The 1,946-nt window shown below is 40.5% G+C and carries 1 protein-coding gene and 1 pseudogene; one reads left to right on the forward strand and one right to left on the reverse strand.

Annotated features, from left to right (window positions below; translation table 11 throughout):
* Positions 1–141 precede the first annotated feature (141 nt).
* A complete protein-coding gene (locus ACWXWT_RS20375; RefSeq protein WP_456043392.1) occupies positions 142–822 on the reverse strand; it encodes a nucleoside-diphosphate sugar epimerase in 681 nt (226 codons plus the stop codon).
* Positions 823–1,006: 184 nt separating this feature from the next.
* Here ACWXWT_RS20375 and ACWXWT_RS20380 point away from each other — a divergent pair.
* A pseudogene (locus ACWXWT_RS20380) lies at positions 1,007–1,594 on the forward strand (nitroreductase family protein); the annotation flags it as partial.
* Positions 1,595–1,946 lie beyond the last annotated feature (352 nt).

Raw genomic sequence — 1,946 nt, forward strand, 5'->3', positions numbered from 1 at the left:
TCTCAGGTATTCCACTTCTGTGTTACATCGATTTAAAAGGCAACAACCATTTCTACATCAATGTGCCTTGAATTGAAAAACCTGAGAGACTCTGAACTGACCAGATATTTAATGAGATTGGTATTAGTATAGAACAACTAGCTAATGATGGTTATTGTGCATCATAGCGTTTGTAATGACTTGGGTCAGGGGGGCATTTTGTGGCTTTAGGGCCACTTGGAACATTGATTCAGCCACGACTTGTGCATTGATGGGTAGGTATCGGCGCATTGGCCCGATAAATAAAAATGACAAACCCCCAAAAATTATTTGACCAATATCTTCCATCAATCGTCTATTTTCTCGCGGTCCGAGTAATAAGCTTGGCTGAAAAAAATTGAGTACTGGTAATGATAGGGCCTTCAAGTCTTGTTCTACCTCGCCTTTAATTCGGTTGTAGAACACGTTTGACTTAGCATTTGCGCCAAGCGCGGTAACGACCATAAATTTAAGTGCAGGATTCGCTTGTGCTTGGCAACGTTTTGCAAACGCCAGTACGGCTAATTTATCCACTTGAATAAAAGCTTCTTCGCTGCCAGCTTGTTTGATGGTTGTACCCAAACAACAAAATGCATGATCCACTTTGTCTGCCAATACAAGCTCATGTAACTCATTAAGTTGGCAGGAAATAAATTGTATTTTTTCAGCTCCAAATTGATGTTCGACTAATTTAGGCATCGTACGGCCAACAACCAATACTTTACTATATTGCTCACTTTCAATGATGCGAGTCAGTAAGGCGTTGCCTACTAACCCTGTAGCACCCATTATTATTGCAATCATATAATCCTTAAAAAGCTAAACTGACTCGCATAGACTCTAATCTGTCCCCTTAATGGTTTCAATAAGAATATGTTAATAGCATTTTTTAGTATGTTTATTAGTTTTAAGGGTATGGCAATAAATGAGTGTCAACTTAAGATAACCCTCATGAAAACAAACATAACCACAATCATTAGGATGGACTATGAACCAAGCACATTTACCATTAACAGATTTTATTGAGTATTCTCTCGATGTAATGCTTAAGCGATCACAAGACAATTACCAAGAGGTTAAGCGGCGTCATTCTATTAGGGCATTTTCTGATCGCGAAGTGCCACAAGCCATTATTAAGCAATGTATTTTAGCGGCGGGGACTGCACCTAATGGCGCTAATCATCAGCCGTGGCATTTTGTGGCGATTAATAGTCCACAGATAAAAGCACAAATTCGCCAGCAAGCTGAGGCGTTAGAGTAAGCATTTTATGCTGGTCGTGCAGGTGAAGGATGGTTAGATGCATTAAAACCGTTAGGCACCAATGCCGATAAACCCTACTTAGAGCATGCTCCTTGGCTGATTGCTGTGTTTAGCAAAAAGCGCACTGAAGAGTCTGGTGAACAGAAAAGTAATTATTATGTACACGAGTCTGTGGGGATTGCGACGGGATTTCTCATTCAAGCATTGCATCATGCAGGTCTTGGTACATTAACTCACACCCCAAAACCGATGAGTTTATTAAGTAACGTGTGTGGGCGTGACAATGATAATGAACGCCCCTATATGCTTATAATACCAATCCTATTAAATATGTGATCTTTCAGCGGGAGTTCAAAGAGCTGTAGGCAAGGCAGATGATTGAAGCGAATAGTGATCCTCGGTAACAAGCTCCTGCGTTACTCTACCTCCAGCATCTTACCGCCATGGATGGTGGGAATGTCTTATTTTTTATGGAAAAAAAATAGACCATGCAGTCGTATTTTGAAAGCATCTAACGAAGCATAAAGGACTTTGCCCCCCCCCAGAATGGAGTCTCTCAGGTATTCCACTTCTGTGTTACATCGATTTAAAAGGCAACAACCATTTCTACATCAATGTGCCTTGAATTGAAAAACCTGAGAGACTCTGAACTGACCAGATATTTAAT

It is taken from the genome of Shewanella sp. A22, assembly GCF_053850585.1.

Coding starts and splice junctions, on each gene's coding strand:
- ACWXWT_RS20375 (WP_456043392.1), bottom strand. CDS start 822: ATGATTGCAATAATAATGGGTGCTACAGGGTTAGTAGGCAACGCCTTA.